General features: G+C 64.3%; 14 protein-coding genes. 6 read left to right on the forward strand and 8 right to left on the reverse strand.

Annotated features, from left to right (window positions below):
• Positions 1 to 87 precede the first annotated feature (87 nt).
• Genes PCJ49_RS07510 through PCJ49_RS07520 form a run of 3 tightly spaced genes read left to right on the forward strand, consistent with a single transcriptional unit; the run spans position 88 to position 1,149 of the window.
• The gene (locus PCJ49_RS07510) at positions 88 to 366 is read left to right on the forward strand and encodes a YciI family protein (RefSeq protein WP_269910385.1); all 279 of its coding nucleotides are present in this window, start codon (positions 88 to 90) and stop codon (positions 364 to 366) included.
• A gap of 22 nt (positions 367 to 388) precedes the next feature.
• Positions 389 to 802: an EVE domain-containing protein gene (locus PCJ49_RS07515; protein WP_269910386.1), complete on the forward strand. Its 414-nt coding sequence runs from the start codon at positions 389 to 391 to the stop codon at positions 800 to 802.
• A complete protein-coding gene (locus PCJ49_RS07520; RefSeq protein WP_269910387.1) occupies positions 799 to 1,149 on the forward strand; it encodes a Rieske (2Fe-2S) protein in 351 nt (116 codons plus the stop codon). Before PCJ49_RS07515 ends, PCJ49_RS07520 begins: the two co-directional genes overlap by 4 nt.
• 6 nt (positions 1,150 to 1,155) lie before the next feature.
• On the opposite strand, the gene PCJ49_RS07525 is transcribed toward PCJ49_RS07520, so the two are convergent.
• Positions 1,156 to 1,383: a hypothetical protein gene (locus tag PCJ49_RS07525; RefSeq protein ID WP_089287448.1), complete on the reverse strand. Its 228-nt coding sequence runs from the start codon at positions 1,381 to 1,383 to the stop codon at positions 1,156 to 1,158.
• Positions 1,384 to 1,689: 306 nt separating this feature from the next.
• Between PCJ49_RS07525 and acs the strand changes: the two genes are divergently transcribed.
• The gene (acs, locus tag PCJ49_RS07530; protein ID WP_269910388.1) at positions 1,690 to 3,630 is read left to right on the forward strand and encodes an acetate--CoA ligase; all 1,941 of its coding nucleotides are present in this window, start codon (positions 1,690 to 1,692) and stop codon (positions 3,628 to 3,630) included.
• A 36-nt stretch (positions 3,631 to 3,666) separates the two neighbouring features.
• Here the strand turns inward: acs and PCJ49_RS07535 are convergent, their stop codons facing one another.
• A complete protein-coding gene (locus tag PCJ49_RS07535; RefSeq protein WP_269910389.1) occupies positions 3,667 to 4,950 on the reverse strand; it encodes a glycosyltransferase in 1,284 nt (427 codons plus the stop codon).
• A 129-nt stretch (positions 4,951 to 5,079) separates the two neighbouring features.
• Between PCJ49_RS07535 and PCJ49_RS07540 the strand changes: the two genes are divergently transcribed.
• The gene (locus PCJ49_RS07540) at positions 5,080 to 6,159 is read left to right on the forward strand and encodes a hypothetical protein (protein ID WP_269910390.1); all 1,080 of its coding nucleotides are present in this window, start codon (positions 5,080 to 5,082) and stop codon (positions 6,157 to 6,159) included.
• A 1,238-nt stretch (positions 6,160 to 7,397) separates the two neighbouring features.
• Here the strand turns inward: PCJ49_RS07540 and PCJ49_RS07550 are convergent.
• The 5 genes from PCJ49_RS07550 to PCJ49_RS07570 all read right to left on the reverse strand — a co-directional run bounded on the left by PCJ49_RS07550 (position 7,398) and on the right by PCJ49_RS07570 (position 12,691).
• Positions 7,398 to 8,117 carry an ABC transporter ATP-binding protein gene (locus PCJ49_RS07550; RefSeq protein WP_347710425.1) on the reverse strand — a complete coding sequence of 240 codons (720 nt, stop codon included), beginning with the start codon at positions 8,115 to 8,117 and terminating at the stop codon, positions 7,398 to 7,400.
• Positions 8,114 to 8,974, reverse strand: a complete 861-nt coding sequence (livG, locus tag PCJ49_RS07555; RefSeq protein ID WP_269910391.1) for a high-affinity branched-chain amino acid ABC transporter ATP-binding protein LivG — start codon at positions 8,972 to 8,974, stop codon at positions 8,114 to 8,116. Before livG ends, PCJ49_RS07550 begins: the two co-directional genes overlap by 4 nt.
• A gap of 3 nt (positions 8,975 to 8,977) precedes the next feature.
• Positions 8,978 to 10,261, reverse strand: a complete 1,284-nt coding sequence (gene livM, locus PCJ49_RS07560) for a high-affinity branched-chain amino acid ABC transporter permease LivM (protein WP_269910392.1) — start codon at positions 10,259 to 10,261, stop codon at positions 8,978 to 8,980.
• A 1-nt stretch (position 10,262) separates the two neighbouring features.
• Positions 10,263 to 11,192, reverse strand: coding sequence for a branched-chain amino acid ABC transporter permease LivH (locus tag PCJ49_RS07565; RefSeq protein ID WP_269910393.1), 930 nt, complete (start codon positions 11,190 to 11,192; stop codon positions 10,263 to 10,265).
• 167 nt (positions 11,193 to 11,359) lie between these two features.
• A complete protein-coding gene (locus PCJ49_RS07570; protein WP_269910394.1) occupies positions 11,360 to 12,691 on the reverse strand; it encodes a cation:proton antiporter in 1,332 nt (443 codons plus the stop codon).
• A 252-nt stretch (positions 12,692 to 12,943) separates the two neighbouring features.
• On the opposite strand from PCJ49_RS07570, the gene PCJ49_RS07575 reads away from it, so the two are divergent.
• Positions 12,944 to 13,903 (forward strand): L-threonylcarbamoyladenylate synthase, encoded by a 960-nt coding sequence (locus tag PCJ49_RS07575; protein WP_269910511.1) that lies wholly within the window; start codon positions 12,944 to 12,946, stop codon positions 13,901 to 13,903.
• On the opposite strand, the gene PCJ49_RS07580 is transcribed toward PCJ49_RS07575, so the two are convergent.
• A complete protein-coding gene (locus PCJ49_RS07580; RefSeq protein WP_269910395.1) occupies positions 13,904 to 14,464 on the reverse strand; it encodes a cysteine hydrolase family protein in 561 nt (186 codons plus the stop codon).
• Positions 14,465 to 14,607 lie beyond the last annotated feature (143 nt).

The following is a 14,607-nucleotide window of genomic DNA, read 5'->3' on the forward strand; positions in this document are numbered from 1 at the left end:
ACCGCGTCAATGGCCTGGACGCCGCCCGCGTCACCGGTTAAGCATTCCGGTCAAAGCGCAACATTGAACCAACAGGGTACCCACGCCATGCACTTCATTCTGGAATGTATCGACAAGCCGGATTCGCTGGACCTGCGCATGGCGACCCGCCCGCCGCATCTGGAATACCTCACCAGCCTGTCGGACAAGATCACCATCGCCGGCCCGATTCTCAGCGAAGACGGCAAGCCCGTCGGCAGCCTGCTGATCCTGGACGTGGCCGATAAGGCCGAGGTGGAGGCGATTGCCGCCAACGACCCCTATGCCAAGGCGGGTCTGTTCGCCAGCGTAACGATCCGCCCCTTCCGCAAGGTTCTGCCGGCCTGATCGACCAGGGGACGATAAGAAGATGGCCCATTGGCTGGTAAAATCCGAACCGTTCAAATATTCCTGGGACCAGTTCGTCAAGGATGGGCGCACCCATTGGGATGGCGTGCGCAACCATCAGGCCGCCAAGAATCTGAAGACCATGGCGGTGGGCGACCGGGTCTTCTTCTATCATTCCAATGAGGGGCTGGAGATTGTCGGCATTGCCGAGGTGGTCGCCACCGCCTACCCCGACCCCAGCGATCCCGCCGGCCGCTTCGTGATGGTGGACCTGAAGCCGATCACCCCGGTCAAGGTGCCGCTAACGCTGAAGCGGATCAAGGATGATCCGGTGCTGTCGGAAATGCAGCTGGTCAAACAATCCCGCCTGTCCGTCTGCCCGGTGACGGATGATCAATGGGCCTATGCCTGCGGCCTGATGGGTGTGCCGGCGTGAGCGATGGGGGCCGCTTTCTCTGCCATCTGACGGAGATTCCCGACGGCACGGCGCGCGGGTTTGACTGGGATCGCGGCGGTGAACGGCCGGTGCCGATCCTGGTCTTTCGCCGGGGCGGGCAGGTTTACGGCTATCGCAATGCCTGCCCCCATATCGGCGTGCCGCTGGAAATGGACCCGGACCGGTTCATGAACCGCGAAGGCACCCACCTGCAATGCAGCACCCATGGCGCCTTGTTCCGGGTGGATGACGGGATGTGCGTGGAAGGGCCGTGCGTGGGCCGGCCGTTGCGGCCCGTGCCGCTGGTGGTGGATGGTGAGGGGCGCGTGATGCCCGCCGGGGGGTAACCCCTCTTACCCCGCCTTGGCCAATACTGCCTGCATATCCTGGGTCGCCACCTGGATGCGTCTGGCCAGCAGGCGGGCATCCTGGGCGGCTTCCTGCACGGGGAAGCCGCCGGGGCCGGGGGCCAGACGCAGCAGCGTATCCAGCGCCAGCAAGCTGGTGCGCAGGCCCAGACGGGAAAGCTCTGCCTCCGTTCCGGAAACCTCTGCCACGCATTCCGGCTTTTCGCCCGCCATGCCCCACCCCCCGTCTGGTTGCCCAACCTGTCCGGCTGCGCAACGGCTGGCTTTTTCCATACCACAGCACGCGTCCGAATGCACGCGCGCGGGCGGAGAGGACAACCAGCCGCCGGCTTCCTTGTCCACGCGACGAATGTACATGTTCCAAAATAGCTTAGGCTTGCTTACATAAGGTTACCGACGCCGGGTTGGGGGACGATAGAACCGCCATCCGTTCCGCCGGCCTATGGTCGAGAAGAACCGCAGCCATTGCCCACCGGGCAACCCGGACGGCGCTGCGACAACAGTGGGAGATTGAACGCCATGAGCAGCCCGACTTTCTTTCCGGTTGCGGAAGAAACCGCCCGCGGCGCCTGGGTTGACGCCGCCAAGTACAAGGAAATGTATGAGCGGTCGATTTCCGACCCGGACGGGTTCTGGGGCGAACATGGCAAGCGGATCGACTGGTTCACCCCCTATACCAAGGTGAAGAACACCAGCTTCGAAGGCGATGTCGCCATCCGCTGGTTCGAAGATGGCACCACCAACGTTTCCTATAATTGCATTGATCGCCACCTGGAAAAGCGCGGCGACCAGACCGCCATCATCTGGGAAGGCGACAATCCCGCCGACAGCGCCCACATCACCTATCGCCAGCTGCATGAAAAGGTCAGCCGGCTGGCCAATGTGCTGAAGGCACATGGGGTGAAGAAGGGCGACCGGGTGACGATCTATCTGCCGATGATCCCGGAGGCAGCCTATGCCATGCTGGCCTGCGCCCGCATCGGCGCCATCCATTCCATCGTCTTTGGCGGCTTCTCCCCGGACAGCCTGAAGGACCGGGTCGAGGGCTGCGAAGGCAAGATCATCATCACCGCTGATGAGGGTCTGCGCGGCGGCCGCAAGGTGCCGCTGAAGGCCAATGTCGACAAGGCGCTGGAAAGCCTGCCCGACGTCTCATCCGTCATCGTCGTCAAGCGCACCGGCGGCAGCGTCGCCTGGAAGGAAGGCCGCGATTACTGGTACGAGGAGGAGATTGCCAAGGTCTCCGCCGATTGCCCGGCAGAGGTGTTGAGCGCGGAAGACCCGCTGTTCATCCTCTATACCTCCGGTTCCACCGGTAAGCCCAAGGGCGTGCTGCACACCACCGGTGGCTATCTGGTCTATGCGTCGATGACGCATCAATATGTGTTCGATTACCATGATGGCGACATCTATTGGTGTACCGCCGATGTGGGTTGGGTGACCGGTCACAGCTATATCGTCTATGGCCCGCTGGCCAATGGCGCCACCACACTGATGTTCGAAGGCATCCCCAACTATCCCAGCGTCAGCCGGTTCTGGGAGGTGATTGACAAGCACAAGGTCAATATCTTCTACACCGCCCCCACCGCCATCCGCGCCCTGATGCGTGAAGGCGAAGGCCCGGTGAAAAAGACCAGCCGCGCCTCCCTGCGCCTGCTGGGCTCGGTCGGGGAACCGATCAACCCGGAAGCCTGGCTCTGGTACCATTCGGTGGTCGGCGATGGCCGCTGCCCCATTGTGGATACCTGGTGGCAGACGGAAACCGGCGGTATCCTGATCACCCCGCTGCCGGGCGCCGTCGGCCAGAAGCCGGGTTCGGCCACCCTGCCCTTCTTCGGCGTGAAGCCACAGGTGGTGGATAATGAAGGCACGGTGCTGGAAGGGGCGACGGAGGGCAATCTCTGCATCGCCGATAGTTGGCCGGGCCAGATGCGCACCGTTTATGGCGACCATGAACGGTTCGTGCAGACCTATTTCAGCACCTTCAAGGGCAAGTATTTCACCGGTGACGGCTGCCGCCGGGATGAGGATGGCTATTACTGGATCACCGGTCGCGTCGATGACGTGATCAATGTCTCCGGCCACCGGCTGGGCACGGCGGAAATCGAAAGCGCCCTGGTCGCCCATCCCAAGGTGGCCGAGGCGGCGGTGGTGGGTTATCCGCATGATCTGAAGGGCCAGGGCATCTATGCCTATGTGACGCTGAATGCCGGCGAGGAGACGTCGGACGAGCTGCGCAAGGAGCTGGTGGCCTGGGTCCGCAAGGAAATCGGCCCCATCGCCACGCCGGACCTGATCCAGTGGGCGCCGGGTCTGCCCAAGACCCGTTCGGGCAAGATCATGCGCCGCATCCTGCGCAAGATCGCCGCCAATGAGCATGAGGCGCTGGGCGACACCAGCACGCTGGCCGATCCCAATGTGGTGACGGAACTGGTGGGCAACCGCATGAACCGCAGCTGAGCCGAAGGCACAGCCGCGATACAGGGAAGGCCGGCCTTAGCGCCGGCCTTTTCGTTCCCGATCCACCGCCACATACAGGGCCGCATAGCGCCGGGCCTGCACCACCGGGGCATATTCCCGTTCCGCCCGCTGCCGCCCGGCCTGGCCCATGGCGGGCAGGTCGGCCCGTCGGCGCACCGCCGCCGCCAGGCCGACCGCCAGAGCGTCGGCATCGCTGCCGGGCGCCAGAAAGCCGGTGACGCCCGGCATGATCATGTCAGGCACCCCGCCACTGTCGAACCCCACCACCGGCCGGGCGCAGGCCATCGCCTCCAGCACCACATTGGGCAGGTTATCCTGCCGGCTGGGCACCACCAGCAGGTCACAGGCAGCATAGAAACCGCAGAGGTCCCCATCGCCGGATTGTGGCCCGGCATTGACGCAGGGCACCGAAAGGGGAACCGGCGGCACCTCCCCTTCCCCGGCGACCAGCAGGGTCAGCCGGTCCGGCAGGCTGGGGGCCAGCTGGTTCAGCGCCTGCATCAGCAGATCCAGCCCCTTGCGCGGATCGGCCAGCAGGTGGGAGACAAAGCCCAGCGTCAGCACATCATCCGCAATGCCCAGCCGGCGGCGCAGCGGCGCGCCATCCGCCGGCACCAGGGTGCGGATATCCACGGCATTGGGAATGACATGGATGGGCAAGCCGGCGAACAGCCGGCTGTTCGCCGCCTCCGCCGCCAGCCAGCGGCTGGGGCTGACAATATGAACCGGGCCGGGAAAGGCCGCCAGTGCTGCCCGTTTGCGGGCCAGCACCAGGGCGGAAAGATCATCGGCCACCACCGATCCCAGCATCGGACAGCGACCACAGGCCATGGTGAAGCCCCGGCAGGCATCGGCGTAATGGCAACCACCGGTAAAGGGGTTCTGGTCGTGCAGGGTCCAAACCAAGCCCTGATCCGGCCGGCGGCGGCGGAAGAACAGCGGCCAATCCACCAGACCGCGCACCCAATGCAGGTGGAAAATATCGGTGGGCGGCAGCCGATCTTCCAGCAGATCGGCACGGCCCGCCAGACCGCTGTGGAAGGGCACGAATCCAGGCCCCTGAAGGGCAGGATAGGCCGCCAGCTCCGCCTGCCCTTCCCCCTCCCGCGCGGCCCAGGCCGCCTGTTCGGCGGCATCGCGCGGGCGTACCGGGGTGATATCGGGATCGTCACTATCCTTGCGGGCAACCAGAAACTGATGCGCCACGCCAATTTCCCGCAGCCCCTGATGCAGCCGATAAGCAGCACGGGCAGCACCGCCGGCAATGTCAAAGGTGTTGAGTAAGGTGATCCGCATCATCCAAGCTGTCCCGGTTCGCCCTCGTCCATCATACTGCAAATCCAGATGACAGCGGCTGGTTGTCTCCGCCTACTCCCATGGGGTAGCATGGCTGAACAATTTCCATGATACCTGTACGTGAGCCTGCTGATGCCCCGTTATTCAGATCTGGCCTCCTATCTGAACACAGGCGGCAAGCCGATCTTCTTTGTCCATTGCGTGAAGACCGCCGGCACCTCGTTGAACGGCTATCTCACCCGGATGGACGGGCGAAGCCGGATGGCCACCTATTATATCGACCGACAATATACTGACTGCGTGCTGGCAGAGGCGGCGCAGCCCGGCTTTTATGACAGCCACCATGCCACCCACCTGCCCTTCTCTGTGCTGGCGCCGATATTGGACCGGCTGGATGTCAGCCAGTTTCACTGGCTTGTCTGTGTACGCGACCCGGTGGCGCGGCAAATCTCCCATTACCGCTTCCTGCGGAAGATGCAGCATCTGCCGCTGATCCAGAATAACTGCATCGATTTTTCCTCGCTGGAGGCTTTCACTGACAGTATGCCGCGCAACAGCCAGTGCCGCTTCTATCATTCATCCGGACAGGCCGCCGACGCCATCGCCTTTCTGGACCGGCTGGATGTGCAGGTGGTGCCGGTGGAATTCATGAGTGCGGTGATCGATGATATTTATGTGCAGCACGGCCTGCCGCCCCTGCAGGAAATCCGCGCCAACCGCACCGATCAGGAACCGCCGGCCCGCGACCTGTCCCCCACCGCCGCTGCCCTGATCGCTGAGCGCTTCGCCCAGGATGATCTGCTCTACCGTACCTATCATGCCCGCGTCGCCCCGCTGATGGCGGGGCTGGGGCGGCCGGTGCCGGTGGCGACATTGCAGCCAGGGGACGACCTGTCCTTTCTGCGCCCGGCGGCCCAGGCGGGGCAGTTATATATTTTCGGCAGCAGCAGCGTGGCCGAACAATTGCTGGGCCGGCTGCGCCAGGCTGGGCTGCAGCCGGCCGGTTTCATCGACAGCACGCGGGACGGCACACTGGCCGGGCTGCCGGTCTGGCGGGCCGACCAGCTGGACAGCGCGCGCTGGCAGGCCGCCAGCGTACTGATCGCGGCAGAGGCCTTCGGGCCGATTCATCGTTTGGCCCAGACCCGGGGCTGCCGCCAGATCATCGATGCCTTTGACTACGCCATCCAGAAGGAGATCTGGCGTGTCTGACGCCAATCCGCTGAAGCGGCAACATTCAGGGAAGCGGGGGAACCGAGCAGAGAATAAAAGAAAAACCAACTGCGATTAAAGGCAGATCAATACAAAATCAGGCAGGGGAAAAGAATGCATGAAAAACCATCAACGGTACGCGGATCTTTCATCTTACCTATCAACCGGTGGGAAACCGTGGTATTTCCTACATTGTCTAAAGACAGCCGGAACCTCTCTTGTTCACTATTTTATGCGGCTTCACGGGCGGGGTCATTGCAGTTTTCACTATGATGAACGTCAATCAGTACCAAAGCTGCTGGAGGCCCTCAGCCATCCGATAGAGCGGCTGCATCATCGCGCAAGCCATTTGCCCCTCGCCTTCATGGGGCCATTCCTGGATCAGATCGGTCGTCAGCATTTCCATTGGATGACCTGTGTGCGTGAGCCGATGTCACGGCAATTGTCATTGTACCGGTACCTGCGGGATCGGCAGGATCGGCCCATGCTGCAGAATCTCGGCCTGGATTTCAGCAGTCTGGAGCGTTTCATCGACGGCACCCCCCGCAACAGCCAGTGCCTTTTCTATCACCCGTCGGGGCGGGCCGATGCTGCGCTTGAAGCGTTGGATAATTTGGGCACACAGGTGATTCCGCTGCCTTTTCTGGGCACGGTGATCGACGCCCTGTTTGCCAGCCAGGGGGTGGCACCGCTGGCCCCCATCCATATCAACCGGTCACGCCGGGACAGCCGCGACGCCGATATCAGTCCCATTGTGCAGGCCATGATTGCGGAGCGCTTCGATCAGGATCAGTTGCTGTATGACACCTGTTATCAACGCGTCGCCCCGCTGTTGGCGGGGCTTAACCCTGCACGCCCAAGGGTGGAGACACTCACGCCAACCGATGGGCTGGAGAGGCTGCGCAGCATCACCGGGCCACTGCATATTTTCGGCACCAGCGCGCCGGGCCAGGCGCTTTCCGGGTGGCTGGATCAGGCCGGCATACGGGTCAGCGGCTTCCTGGACAGCCGCAGCCGGGGAGAAATATTGCTCGGGCGACCGGTGCTGCGGCCGGGCGTGCTGGACGCCACCCGGTTCCAGCACGCTACGGTGCTGATCGCGGCAGAAACCTATGGCCCGGTTTACCAACTGCTTGCCGCCCATGGCGGCGGCCGGATCATTGATGCATTTGATCTGGCAAAGGCGCTGATGCCGGCCCTGCGGGTGGGGGCTGAAGCCACCCACCCGCTACGGCCTGTCAATGCGCCCCGCCTTCCAGGTACGCCGCCCGCACCTCCGGGTTGGCCAACAGTTCCGGCCCCGCCCCCTGCAACACCACTTGCCCCTGCGCCAGCACATAGGCCCGGTGGGCCAGTTTAAGCGCGTGATAGGCGTTCTGTTCCACCAGCAGAATGGTCATCCCCCGCGTCTTGTTGAGATCGGCGATCACATCAAAGATGCGGCGGATGATCAGCGGCGCCAGCCCCAGGGAGGGTTCATCCAGCAGCAACAGGCGCGGCCGGCTCATCAAGGCGCGGGAAATGGCCAGCATCTGCTGTTCCCCGCCCGACAGCGTGCCGGCCCGCTGGTCCCGCCGGGTCTTCAGGATCGGGAACAGGTCGAAGCAATAGGCGATGTCGGCATCAAAATGGGCCGGGTCGCCCAGCGTGGCACCCAGCTGCAGGTTTTCAAACACCGTCATGCGCGGGAAGATGCGGCGGCCTTCCGGCACCTGGGCGATGCCCAGCTTGGCCGTTTCATGCGGCGGCAGGTCGACGATGGACTGGCCATCGAAGATAATGCTGCCCGCCGCCGGCTTGGGCTGGCCGCAGATGGTCATCAGCAAGGTAGATTTGCCGGCCCCATTGGCCCCGATCAGGGTGACAATCTCCCCCTGTTCAACCGTCACATCCACGCCGCGCAGGGCCTCGATGGGGCCGTAATTGGTGCGCACCCCCGTCAGTTGCAGCAGGCTCATACCCGGTCTCCTTCGCCCGCCACGTCGGCGATATCGGCCGCCACCACGGGCGGCAATTCTTCCTCGTCCGGTTCACCCAGATACGCCTTGATCACGCGCTCATCGGTGCGAATCTGTTCGGGCGTGCCCTCGGCAATCTTGCGGCCATATTCGACGACATGGATATGGTCGGAAATGCCCATCACCAGCGTCATGTCATGTTCGATCAACAGGATGCCGATGCCGAATTCGGCGCGGATACCCTGAAGCAGCTCCCCCAGTGCCGCCGTTTCGCGTGGGTTCAGACCGGCGGCTGGTTCATCCAGGCAGAGCAGCAGCGGATCGGTGTTCATGGCGCGGGCGATTTCCACCCGCCGCTGCATCCCATAGGAAAGGTTGCCCGCCTCCTCATTGGCGACAGCGCCCAAATCCAGCCGGTTGATCCAAAACCGCGCGCGTTCAATCGCGTCCCTCTGCGCGGTGCGCCAGCCCTTCAGCCCCAGCAGCCCGGCAATGCCCAGCACCGATTTCTGCATCAGCCCGACATGCTGGGCCACCAGCAGGTTTTCCAGCACCGTCATGCGCGGGAACAGGCGGATATTCTGGAAGGTGCGCACCACCCCGTGGCGCGCCACCTGATAACCCGGCAGCGTCTGCAGGCTGACCTTGCCGCGTGTCGGGTGCGCCAGGGACAATTCACCCGAGGTGGGTTTGTAAAACCCGGTCAGGCAGTTGAAAATGGTGGTCTTGCCGGCCCCGTTGGGGCCGATCAGGGCGGTGATGCGGCCGGTATCGGCCGACAGGTTCACGCCATCCACCGCCACCAGCCCACCAAACCGCATGGTCAGGCCGGTGACATTCAGCAATGGTTCGCTCATGTCTCAGGCCCCCTTCTGATCCAGCTTCACGGTCGGCACCCGGGTGGACAGCAGCCCACCGGGGCGCCAGACCATGATGGTGATCATGGCAAGGCCGAAGACGATCATGCGGTAATCGGCAAATTCACGCCCCAGTTCCGGCAGCATGACGATGAACAAGGCGGCGATGACCACCCCCACCTGGCTGCCCATGCCGCCCAGCACCACAATGGCCAGGATCAAGGCACTTTCGATGAAGCCGAAGCTCTCCGGCGAGACAAAGCCCTGACGGGCGGCGAAGAAACAGCCGGCAAAGCCGCCCATCATGCCGCCAATGGCATAGGCCGACACCTTGCTGGCCGTGGGGTTGATGCCCAGCGACCGGCAGGCGATTTCATCCTCGCGCAGCGCCTCCCACGCCCGGCCCACCGGCAGGGCGCGCAAACGGTTGATCACCCAGGCCGCCAGACAGACCAGCGCCAGCACGATCAGATAGAGGAACATCAACCGGTGCTCACCGGAAAAGCTGATGCCCGTCACCTCATGGAAGCTGCCCATGCCTTCCGGCGGGCGGCGGTCGAACGACAGGCCGAACAGGCCAGGGCGCGGAATGCCGGAAACACCGTTCGGGCCGCCGGTCAGCCCCTGCCAGTTCAGGATGACGATGCGGGTGATCTCCCCGAAACCCAGCGTGACGATGGCCAGATAATCCCCGCGCAGCCGCAGGATGGGCAGCGACAGCAGCGCCCCGAACAAGGCGGCGATCAGGCCCGACAAGGGTAGGCAGACCCAGAAATCCAACCCAAAAAATTTCGACAGCAGGGCGAAGCTGTAGGCCCCGATGGCATAGAAAGCGACAAACCCCAGATCCAGCAGCCCCGCCAGCCCCACGGTGACATTCAGCCCCAGCGCCAGCAGGATATAGATCAGCACCGTGGTGCCCAGGTCGATGATATAGCGGTCGCTGTAAGGCATGAAGGGCAGCGTCACGGCGAACAGCAAGGCGGCCACCATGAAGGCCCGCGTCAGCCGGGCCGCCAGCGTCGGCGCCCCCGCCACCACGGGTTTTGCCTGCTTCTTCGGCCGGCTGGCGGCGCGCGCGGCCAGCGCATCGCGTGCAAAGCCCAGCAGCAGCCGACCGATAAACACCAGCCCGACCGCCCAGGCCACCCAGGACCAGCGGCTTTCCACCACCAGCCCCTGGTCGGTGGAAATGGTGTGCAGGCCGATAAAGGGGATGGACAGCACCAGCGCCAGCCCGGCGGCAGCAACGCTGTCCTTCAACTTTGTCTCGATTGGGGTCGCCATCTCACACCTTCTCGATGTCGGGGCGGCCCAGCAGGCCGGTGGGGCGGAAGACCAGCACGGCGATCAGCACCGTGAAACTGGCCACATCCTTATAGGCACCGGAAATATAGCCGGTGAAAAACGCCTCGATCAGGCCGATCAGCAACCCGCCCAGCATGGCACCCGGCAGGGAGCCGATGCCCCCCAGCACAGCGGCGGTGAAGGCCTTCATCCCCGCCAGGAAGCCGATATAGAAATCGATCACCCCGTAATACATGGTGACCAGCACACCGGCCACGGCGGCCAGGGCTGCCCCCATCACGAAGGTCAGGCTGATGGTGCGATCCACATTGATGCCCAGCAACCCCGCCATGGTGCGGTCCTGCTCACACGCCCGCTGGGCGCGGCCCAGGGCGGTGCGGCTGATCAACTGGGTGAAGCCATACATCAGCGCAAAGGTCAGCACGATGATGAACAGCTGGATATAGGAGACGGACAGCGTAAACCCGTCCCCCTGCCACAGGTTGATGCCACCATTCATCACCGGGGCCAGCGGCTTGGGCCGCGAGCCTTGCGTCTGCATCACATAGTTCTGCAGAAAGATCGACATGCCGATGGCGGAAATCAGCGGCGCCAGCTTGGGCGCGCCGCGCAGCGGGCGATAGGCTACGCGTTCCACCGTCCAGCCATAGGCGGCGGTGAAGAAGATCGAGACCAGCAGCACCAGCAACAGGGCCAGCGGCACGGCAACAATCCCCAGCGCCGACAGCAGGGAGAAGGTCGTCACCGCGACGAAGGCGCCGATCATATAGATTTCGCCATGGGCGAAATTGATCATGCGGATGATGCCGTAAACCATCGTATAGCCGATGGCGATCAACCCATAAATGGCACCCAAGGTGATGCCATTAATCAGGTATTGGAGAAACGTCCCCAGCGCTGACGCGTCCATGTGCCCCCATATGTCCGATACGGCCGGCGGTTCCCTGATCCATGGCCGGTGGCGTGGCCTTGCTCGGGAACTTCTTCCGGCACCCGGATGCACGGTAGCGAACCGACACGCCCCCTTCAAGCATGGCGCGAATTGTCAGGGGGACATTTGGGGCGCTGGGGTCGGCCTCACTCCGCCGAGAGCCCCGCCAGCCGGGCGCGGGTCAGTTCCGGGCTGACCCGTTCTGATGCCATCAGCCAGCGGATCAAGGGGGTGGCCATGAAGGTGCTGACAATGGCCATCACCACCAACATGCTGAACATCGGTTTGGGCAGCACGCCCATATCATAACCAATATTCAGCACGATCAGTTCCATCAGGGCCCGGGTATTCATGGCAACACCAATGGTGGCCGCCTGCCGGTGGCTTTCCCCCAATGCGCGGCAGGCCAGATAGGCCCCGCCGAACTTGCCGGCAAAGGCCACCAGACAGACCAGCGCACACAGGCCCCAGCCAGAGGCAGACAGGGAGCCGACATCGGTGCGCAACCCCGTATAGGCGAAGAACAAGGGCAGCAGCAGCACCTGCACCAGCCCGCCGACGCGCATTTTCCATTGCGCCACAAAGGCCCGGTCATTTTGCAGGCAATGGCCGACAATGAAGCCGCCGATAATGGCGAAGATGCCCAGATTGCTGGTGATGATGGCGGCCCCCAGCAGCACCAGCAGCAGCCCGGCGATGGTGGTTGTGTCCAGCGTGCCGCCCTCCTTCGCCATCCTCCCGGCCACCCAGCGGGACAGGAAGGGGCGCACCAGGGCCAGCATCACCGCCACGAACAGGGCCACCCCGGCAATCCGGGCCAGGAACATCACCATATCGAAATTGGCGGCGACGATAGCGGCCACCAGCCCCAGCAGCATCCAGCCGCAAATATCATCAATCGCTGCCGAGCCGATGACCAGCGAGGCCGTGCGCGTGTGGGACAGGCCCAACTCCATGAAAATCCGGCCCAGGATGGGGATGGCCGTGATCGACATGGCAATGGCGAAGAACAGGCGGAAGGCCAGCAGGCCCTGATCCGGGTCCATGCCCAGTTCGCGCCAGAAGAAGGGGGCGGTGGCATAGCCCAGGGCAAAGGGGATGATGATCCCTGTCAGGCTGATCAGCGCCACGGCCCGCCCGTCACGCCCCCGCCCTGGTGTCATCTGAAATTCCATGCCGATCTGAAACATCAGCAGGATCAGGCCCAATTGCGCCAACCCGACAAAGATGGGCCGGGTTTCCGGCACAAACAGCGCGTGGGAGAGATCGGGGAACAAGGCACCGATCAGCGATGGCCCCAGCAACAGCCCGGCCAGGATTTCGCCCGCCACCGCCGTCTGCCCCAGGAACCGCGTGCTGATCCAGGAAACCAGGCGGCTGAAGGCCAGGATCACCACCAGCTGGTAAAGCAGCATCAGCGTCAGATGTTCTGCCGATGAACCCACGGCGGAACCGGCCATGGCAGCCGTATTGCTCATGCGTTTTCTCCCCCCACGGAAGTATGTTTTGTCATGCTATAGCGGATAGCGGATCGCCCCGCCAGTGCTGCCCCCGGCTGGGGCGGGGTTTGCAGGGAAAGCCGGTGTCGCCAGGGCCGCCGGGGTCTATGCTATCGGAACTCCGTTACGCCACGCCCGGTAGTCTCGCCTGTGCCCCACGATCATTGCTGCGACGATCCCAGCCACCACCACACTGCCCCCAGCATCCCGCCGCATCCCGACCGGCCGGCGGTGATAACGCCGGGCACGCCTGCCTATGCCAGGGGGGCGGCGATTCTGGCGGCGGGTGGGCTGGTGGCCTTCCCCACCGAAACCGTCTATGGGCTGGGCGGCAATGCCGGGGATGATGCGGCCGTGGCCGCCATCTTCGCCGCCAAGGGCCGCCCCAGCTTCAACCCGCTGATCGTGCATGTGCTGGATGAGGCGGCGGCCGAACCGCTGGTGCATCTGGATGACCGCGCCCGCCAGTTGATGGAACTTTACTGGCCCGGCCCCTTGACCCTGGTGCTGCCGCGCCGGACCGATGCGCCGCTGTCGCTGCTGGTCAGTGCCGGGATGGACAGTGTGGCCGTGCGCAGCCCCGCCCATCCCGTGGCCCGCGCCCTGCTGGCGGCATCGGGCCTGCCGGTGGCGGCCCCGTCCGCCAACCGGTCCGGCCATGTCTCCCCCACCACGCCGCTGCATGTGGCAGAGGAATTTCCCGATGGCGGGGGTGCGCGGCTGCAATTGATCCTGGCCGGCGGCAAGGCGGAAATCGGCCTGGAATCCACGGTGCTGGACCTGACCGGCCCCACCGCCCGCCTGCTGCGCCCCGGTTCGGTAACGCGGGAGGAGCTGGAGACGGTGCTGGGCCGGGTGGAACTGGCGGGTGAAGCGGACGGAATCAAAGCCCCCGGCATGATGACCAGCCATTACGCCCCCGGCCTGCCGGTGCGGCTGGATGCCGACAGCGTGGGCGAGACGGAGGCGCTGCTGGCCTTCGGGCCGGATCAGTTCCTGCGCGGCGGGGCCATGCGGCTGAACCTGTCCCAGCGCGGCGACATGGCGGAGGCGGCGGCCAACCTGTTCGCCATGCTGCGCGCGCTGGACCGGCCCGGCCTGTCCGGCATCGCCGTGATGCCGGTGCCGGAAAAAGGGCTGGGTGTGGCCATCAATGACCGGCTGCGCCGCGCCGCCGCGCCGCGTGGCTGATCAGGCCAGGATGTCGGCGCTGGGGCGCACCCGCGCCATGTTCGGGCCGACATCGAACCAGTCCAGGATCCGGTTATGGTGGTCGATGATCTGTTCGAAACGCAGCGCGCCGATATCGCAGGTCATGTGTCCATCTTCCAGCAGCGTGACGTCGAAGCCATGGGCCACGGCACTGCGCACGCTGGTATCGATGCAATAGGGCGTCATGCAGCCACCGATGATCAGGTGGCCGATGCCACGCTCCCGCAGCCACACCGCCAGCCCGGTGCCCAGAAAGGCATCGCAGGCGGATTTATTGAAAACGGGCTCCCCCGCCGCCGGCCCCAGTTCCGCCCTTATCTGCCAGCCCTCGCTGCCCTTTTCCAGCCGGTGCCCCGGCTCCCCATCATGCTGCACATGGATCACCGGCACGCCCTGGGCGCGGGCGCGGGCGGCCAATGCCGCCAGCCGCTGCACCACGGCATCCAGGGCCGCCAGCGTCTCCACCCCACGCGGGTCGGACCCCAACAGGATATTGTTCTGCACATCGATGATGATCAGGGCTGTCGCCTTGCCGGACATGCTGGTTCCTCCTTATGACCGGGCCGCATCATGGCCTGGATCGTCCCACCAGCGGCGGGACTTTCGGCGGCAGCACCCATGCCCAGGCGGGTATTTACCCCCCGGCACCCGTCCATTAGCCTGCATCGGTTGAGCCGATGAAC

This window comes from Niveispirillum sp. BGYR6 (assembly GCF_027568365.1).
Classification (GTDB): domain Bacteria; phylum Pseudomonadota; class Alphaproteobacteria; order Azospirillales; family Azospirillaceae; genus Niveispirillum.

Excerpts from the sequence above, each read along its gene's own strand:
- PCJ49_RS07510 (WP_269910385.1), top strand. The coding sequence starts at position 88 with ATGCACTTCATTCTGGAATGTATCGACAAGCCGGATTCGCTGGACCTG.
- PCJ49_RS07515 (WP_269910386.1), top strand. The coding sequence starts at position 389 with ATGGCCCATTGGCTGGTAAAATCCGAACCGTTCAAATATTCCTGGGAC.
- PCJ49_RS07525 (WP_089287448.1), bottom strand. The coding sequence starts at position 1,383 with ATGGCGGGCGAAAAGCCGGAATGCGTGGCAGAGGTTTCCGGAACGGAG.
- acs (WP_269910388.1), top strand. The coding sequence starts at position 1,690 with ATGAGCAGCCCGACTTTCTTTCCGGTTGCGGAAGAAACCGCCCGCGGC.
- PCJ49_RS07535 (WP_269910389.1), bottom strand. The coding sequence starts at position 4,950 with ATGATGCGGATCACCTTACTCAACACCTTTGACATTGCCGGCGGTGCT.
- PCJ49_RS07540 (WP_269910390.1), top strand. The coding sequence starts at position 5,080 with ATGCCCCGTTATTCAGATCTGGCCTCCTATCTGAACACAGGCGGCAAG.
- PCJ49_RS07550 (WP_347710425.1), bottom strand. The coding sequence starts at position 8,117 with ATGAGCCTGCTGCAACTGACGGGGGTGCGCACCAATTACGGCCCCATC.
- livG (WP_269910391.1), bottom strand. The coding sequence starts at position 8,974 with ATGAGCGAACCATTGCTGAATGTCACCGGCCTGACCATGCGGTTTGGT.
- livM (WP_269910392.1), bottom strand. The coding sequence starts at position 10,261 with ATGGCGACCCCAATCGAGACAAAGTTGAAGGACAGCGTTGCTGCCGCC.
- PCJ49_RS07565 (WP_269910393.1), bottom strand. The coding sequence starts at position 11,192 with ATGGACGCGTCAGCGCTGGGGACGTTTCTCCAATACCTGATTAATGGC.
- PCJ49_RS07570 (WP_269910394.1), bottom strand. The coding sequence starts at position 12,691 with ATGAGCAATACGGCTGCCATGGCCGGTTCCGCCGTGGGTTCATCGGCA.
- PCJ49_RS07580 (WP_269910395.1), bottom strand. The coding sequence starts at position 14,464 with ATGTCCGGCAAGGCGACAGCCCTGATCATCATCGATGTGCAGAACAAT.